Here is a 5,853-nt window from a genome sequence, read left to right on the forward strand (position 1 = left end):
GCGAGCCGCGTGAAGTGGGGCATTTTGAGGGAGCCTGACCCTACTGGGCATCCATATTACCGTCGCTGGAGTCTCGAATCCTCTCTCACACTCCACGATCCGATCGCCCTGGCCATGGCCTCGTCCAGCGGCCGGATGACCGCGAGATAGCCGTCGGGGCGGGGCTCGAAGCTCAGCCCGCATCGGGGGAGCCCGGCGGGAGGTTCGGGCAGCCTGAGGTCCTCGATGCGGTCGGCCCAGCGTCCGTGCTTCTCGCGGTAGGCCTTCTGGGCGTGGTAGACCTGCATCAGGCGTGACCGGACGGTCAACGTCGGATCCGGGCGGACCTTCACCGTCCCCGGCGCGGCGGAGGAGAACTCGACGATCCCCCAGTGTTCCGGGCGGTGCATGTCGATCACGCCCTGGGGGGACCAGACCCAGTTGTCCTCCTTCGTGCCGGGGACCCTCCGATATCGACGGCCGTCCAGCTCGTGCCGCCACTCGACGCGAGAGAAATTCACCCGCCACTGGTCGCCGTCCTTCGGGGGCGCGGGCCTGTGGGCGAACTCGCCCAGGGCCTTCCACGGGATCGCGATCTCCACGGTCCACGCCGAGTCCTCGTCGCGAGGGTCGTTGAGCGTCCCCTCGACGTGGACGGCCGTCTTCAGCCCGGGGATCTCCCAGGCATCCACGGCCCCGCCGCCGTCGCGGTAGGGCTTGGGCAGGAAGAGGTCCCACTCGGTGTTCAGGGCGTTGATCTCGAGCTCGTAATACTCGTGGTTGTCGCCGTCGGGGTCAATGAAGACCTCGAAGTCGTTGTTCTGGAAGATGACGCAGTCGTGCTTCGTCAGCGTCCCCCAGACGTGGGGCTCGTCGAGCCTCGCCCCGATGTAGAAGTATCGGTCGTCCCAGAGCATCTTGGCGCGGGTCGTGAACCGGGGCTTCGGCCGGACGCTCCCCTCGATGTCCTCGAACGGCTCGGTCCAGGCGGCGTCGCGCCAGGCCGGGTCGTCGAGCTTGCCGTCGATCGCGAGGGGATGGCTCGCGCGATGCGCGACGTACCCTCGGGGCACGGCCGGGGCCTGGGCGCGGGCGGCCGGGTCGGAAGCCATGATCGGGGTCAGGAGCAGCCCCAGGGCCGGGGCGACGAGTCGTCTCATGGGTCTCACCTCTCAGCGGGCGATCGGCGTGAGGATCTGTTCGAGTACGTCCGGCTTGCCGTCGTCGCGGACGAGCTCCAGGTATTTCGGCCCGCCGTCGTAGTCGATGGTGAGGGTCCGGAACAGGTCCCCCTCGAGCATCAGGAGCTCGATCTTGCGGAGGGCCACGCTGTCGGCCAGGGCGTCTTCCAGGCGCTGGGGGGTGAAGACGCGGCCGTTGACGCCGATGATCCTCATCCCGGGGGCGAGCCCCGCGCGATCGCCGGCCATGCCGGGGACGATGTTGCTGACCTTGCCGTCGGGCGAGAAGCTCAGGCCGAGCGAATGCTCCGCGGCGGCGCCGTGGCGCCCCTGGCTGCGGCCCCCTTCGGGCTGGTGGGGCGTGGGCGTGTACTGGAGGCGATAGCCGAGCCGGGCGACCAGCTCCAGCGGCAGGGCGTCCAGCGGGCGGTCCACGCGGCCGGCCAGGAACGCGTCCCAGTCGTGATCCGCGGTCCGTTTCAGGAGCGACACCACCTCCGCCCGCTCGTAGGGATCGACGAGCTGGCCCGCCGCCCCCTTCTTGCCCAGGAAGGCCCGCGCGAAGTCGTCCAGGCTGCGACGGCCCTCGGTCTGCTTGCGGATGATGGCGTCCGCCTCCATCCAGATGAGCGCACCCTCGTAGTAGTAATCCTGGCTCCGCCTCAGGTCGGTCCAGTTGGGGCTGTTGCCGCGGAGGATCGAGGAGGCGATGGCCGTGTCCTCCAGCGGCCGCCACTTCCGGCCGGCCTGGAGCATCAGGTTGCCGATCCGGTCGGTGAGGGTCTCGCGGTACTCCTTGGGCGTCGCCAGGCCGGAGCGGACCATGATCACGTCGCCGAGGTACTGCGTGAGCCCCTCGTAGACCCAGAGCAGGGGCGTGCGCATCGGGGTGTGGAAGTCCCGCGTGCACTGGCCGAGCGGCCGGCGGTACTTGCCGCACCAGGAATGCACGTATTCATGCGGGATCAGGTTGGCGGTCCACCCCTTGCGCCGGTGGCCGTCGATCAGGTCGCGCTCGCCGACCCCGTTCAGGCTGGACGCCAGGTGCTCGAGCCCGAGGTTCCCGAGGTCGTTGCTGCAGGTGACCAGGAAGTCGAACCGGTCGTAGTGGCAGGTGCCGAAGAGGGCGCCGGCCTCGCGGACCATCCGGCCGTAGAGCCCGACCACGTCGGGCGGCAGGGCGACGGCCGTGGGGGACTCGGAGGCGACGTGGAACCGCGCCGGCGGGTAGGGGCCGGTCGCCAGGTTGTAGGTCCGCAGCAGCTCGCCGGCGACCAGGGGGGAGTCGCCCAGGACCTCCAGCGAGACCGGGGCGAAGGTGATCCGCCCGTCCTTCTCCGCGTCGCCCCGCAGGGCCGTGGCGTACTTCCACTTCGGCGGCAGCCGGAGCGAGAGCTCGACCTTGATGTCGGCGGCGGCGGGCCCGTCGGGGTAGACGATGCAGGTGGGCCAGTTGATGACCCCGACCATGGCGTTGCCGAAGCTCAGGTGCCCGCTCGCGTCGTCGGCCGCGGCGTTGCAGATGGTGTCCAGGCGGATCTCCACCTCGCGGGCCCCGGCCGGGACCTCGCAGCGGTGCCGGTAGAGGTCCACCTCGTCGCGACGCCAGGCGATGGGCGCCCCGTCGCGAGACTGCACGCGGAGGCCGCCGATGGTGTCCAGCGGGCCGGACGGGGCATGGGTCCCGGGGATCCACTTCGGATACCAGAAGTCGAACGGGCCCGGCTCGCGGTCCAGCCTCACGGTCGTATGCAGCAGCCTCCGCGGCAGGTCGCGGGCATCCACCTCGATCCGGAGGGTCGGCCCCGCGGCCACGGCCGCCGCGAGGCCCGGGAAGGCCAGGATGGTCAGGGCCGCGATCGCGGCCGCGCGAACCTTCGATGCACCGGGCGGTTGCCGGGAGTCCATGCCGTGGATCCTCATGGGGAGAAAGTCGATGACCGCCCATCGCGCCGCGGTGCGGCGCGAACCGGCCGGGGGGATATCCATGGTAGTGGGTGGCGGCGGACGCGGCCAGTCGCGGTTGCAAACCGCGGCCCCGGCCCCCATGATGGTGGGGCCAACGACGCCGGGATGACATCGATCGAATCGTCATCGGAGCAAATCTTCATGAGCGACCTGCCCGCCTTGAGGCGGCCGACGTCCGTCCGCCTGGGGGTCCTCGGCTTCCTGGCCGCGATGACCTTCGTCCTCTACCTGGACCGGCTCTGCATCGGCCAGGCCGCGCCGCTGATCCAGCGCGAGCTCGGCATCTCGGACACCTGGATGGGCGTGGTCTTCTCGGCGTTCAGCCTGTCGTATGTCCTCTTCGAGGTCCCCACGGGGCGGTGGGGAGACCGCTTCGGCTCGCGCGGCGTGCTCACCCGGATCGTGGTCTGGTGGTCGTGCTTCACCGCCCTCACCGGGGCGGCCTCGGGCCTGGCCATGCTGCTGGCCATCCGCTTCCTGTTCGGGGCGGGGGAGGCCGGCGCCCTGCCGAACTCGGCGCGGGTCCTGAAGGCGTGGTTCCCGGAGTCCACCCGGGGGAAGGCCCAGGGGATCATCACCACGGCCATGATGGCCGGCGGCGCGGTGGCGCCGCCGATCTCCCAGGCCCTCATCAACGCCCTGGGCTGGCGGTGGACGTTCGCCTCCTTCGGGCTGCTCGGCCTGACCTGGGCGGCCCTCTTCCACGCCTGGTTCCGCGACGACCCCGAGCTGCACCCCGCCGTCAACGACGCCGAACGCCGCCTGATCGCGGAGGGGAGGACGAAGCCCGCGGCCGCCGCCCTCGACGGCGGCGACGAGATCGGGGGCGGCGCCCGGGCGCACGGCCACGAGCCGATCCCGTGGCGGCTGACCTTGACGAACCGAAACATCTGGCTGCTCGGCGTGGCGATGCTGACGATGTCCGCGATCTACACCATGCTCGGCTCGTGGTATCCCAAGTACCTCCAGGCCGCGCGGGGGGCGACCGCGGACGACTCGAGCTGGCTCGCGAGCATGGTCCTGGGCGCCGGCGCGGCCGGCTGCCTGCTGGGGGGCGTGTTGACCGACTGGATGGTCAAGGTCACGGGCAGTCGGCGATGGGGCCGGACCGCCCAGTCGGTCGCCGGCGCCGGGCTGACGGCGGCCTGCCTGTTCGCCAGCCTCCGGACCGACTCGGTCCTCCTCGCCTCGGTCCTGGTCGCGATCGCCTGCTTCGGCGTGCAGGTCCAGGTCCCCGCCTGGTGGGCGAGCGCCACCGAGGTCGGCGGGCGGCACGTCGGGGCCCTCTTCGGGCTCATGAACATGGTGGGCAACGTCGGCGGGATCGTCTCCCCGATCTTCCTCGGCCGCTTCGTCGACGTCATGAAGGCCCGCGGCTACTCCGGCCGCGACCAGTGGGATCCCGGGCTCTTCGTCTACGTCGGCGTGGCGATCCTGGGCCTGGCCCTGTGGAGCCTGATCGACCCCACTCGCGGCGTGGGGGGGGAGAAAGGGCGGGGGGCGGCCTGACATGGGGCGGATGCGGCCGGTCGTGATGACGGTCTTCGGCACGCGGCCCGAGCTGATCAAGCTCGCGCCGGTCGTCCATGCGTTCGAGCCGTATGCGCCGGCACTCCGCGCGGTCACGGTCAACACGGGCCAGCATCGCGACCTGCTCATCCCGTTCCTGGATTCCTTCCGGGTCCGCGTCGATCATGCGCTCGACGTCATGACGGCCGGGCAGACGCCCAACCAGGTCTGCGCGCGGATCCTCGACGCCATCGACCCGATCCTGGCCGCCGAGCGCCCTTCGATCTTGCTGGTCCAGGGGGACACGACCACGGCGCTGGCCGGCGCGATCGCGGCCTTCCACCGGGGCATCCCGGTCGGCCACGTGGAGGCGGGGCTACGCTCCGGCGACCGCGCCAACCCGTTCCCGGAAGAGATGAACCGCCGCCTCATCTCCCGCCTGGCGAGCCATCACTTCACCGCGACCGAGCGGAACCGGGCGACCCTGCTGGCCGAGGGGATCGCGCCCGAATCGATCGCCGTCACGGGCAACCCGATCGTCGATGCACTCCACGCCATCGGCGGCGAGGAGCACCGACCGGATTCACCCCGACTCCGGTCCCTCCTCGACGCCACCCGCGGCCTGGGGCGGATCGTGCTGACGACCCACCGCCGCGAGAGCTTCGGCGGGGCGCTCGAGGCGAACCTGCGGGTCCTCCGCGACTTCATCGCCCGCCGCGCCGATCTCTGCCTGATCTTCCCGGTGCATCCCAATCCCGAGGTCCGCAAGCAGGCGGCGGCCATCCTGGCGGGGCATCCGCGCGTCCACCTGGTGGAGCCGCTCGACTACGCCGCGTTCCTCGGGCTCCTCGCCCGCGCGACGCTGATCGTCTCCGACTCCGGCGGGATCCAGGAGGAGGCGCCGAGCCTGGGCAAGCCGGTCCTGGTCCTCCGCGAGAACACCGAGCGCCCCGAGTCGATCGAAGCCGGCTTCGCGAAGCTCAGTCGGAACGACCCCGCCGAGCTCGCCCGCCTGCTGGACGAGGCGTGCTCGCCCGGCTCCTGGGCCGAGTCCCTCCGCGCCGTCGGCTCCGCCAACCCCTACGGCCCCGGCGACGCCGGCCCGCGCATCGCCCGGGCCGTGGCGGAGATCCTGGGCGTACTGGTGAACGCCCCCCCGCCAACCGCCGACCGCGCCCTTCGGTCCCCTCCCCCCACCGCGGGGGAGGGTTAGGGT

The 5,853-nt window shown here is 71.4% G+C and carries 4 protein-coding genes; 2 read left to right on the forward strand and 2 right to left on the reverse strand.

Annotation, left to right across the window (positions count from 1 at the left end):
* Nucleotides 1-56: 56 nt before the first annotated feature.
* Both G6O54_RS36340 and G6O54_RS36345 read right to left on the reverse strand, forming a co-directional pair.
* Nucleotides 57-1,139 carry a carbohydrate-binding family 9-like protein gene (locus G6O54_RS36340; RefSeq protein WP_205679165.1) on the reverse strand — a complete coding sequence of 361 codons (1,083 nt, stop codon included), beginning with the start codon at nt 1,137-1,139 and terminating at the stop codon, nt 57-59.
* Nucleotides 1,140-1,151: 12 nt separating this feature from the next.
* Nucleotides 1,152-3,068, reverse strand: a complete 1,917-nt coding sequence (locus G6O54_RS36345) for a M61 family metallopeptidase (RefSeq protein WP_165235802.1) — start codon at nt 3,066-3,068, stop codon at nt 1,152-1,154.
* Nucleotides 3,069-3,269: 201 nt separating this feature from the next.
* On the opposite strand from G6O54_RS36345, the gene G6O54_RS36350 reads away from it, so the two are divergent.
* Both G6O54_RS36350 and wecB read left to right on the forward strand, forming a co-directional pair.
* Entirely contained in the window at nt 3,270-4,637 is a 1,368-nt protein-coding gene (locus tag G6O54_RS36350; protein ID WP_165235805.1) for an MFS transporter, read from the forward strand.
* Between the two features lies 1 nt (nt 4,638).
* A complete protein-coding gene (gene wecB / locus G6O54_RS36355; protein WP_165235808.1) occupies nt 4,639-5,850 on the forward strand; it encodes a non-hydrolyzing UDP-N-acetylglucosamine 2-epimerase in 1,212 nt (403 codons plus the stop codon).
* The last annotated feature ends 3 nt before the right edge of the window (nt 5,851-5,853 follow it).

The sequence above is a fragment of the Aquisphaera insulae genome, assembly GCF_011064615.1.
GTDB classification, from domain to species: Bacteria; Planctomycetota; Planctomycetia; order Isosphaerales; family Isosphaeraceae; genus Aquisphaera; species Aquisphaera insulae.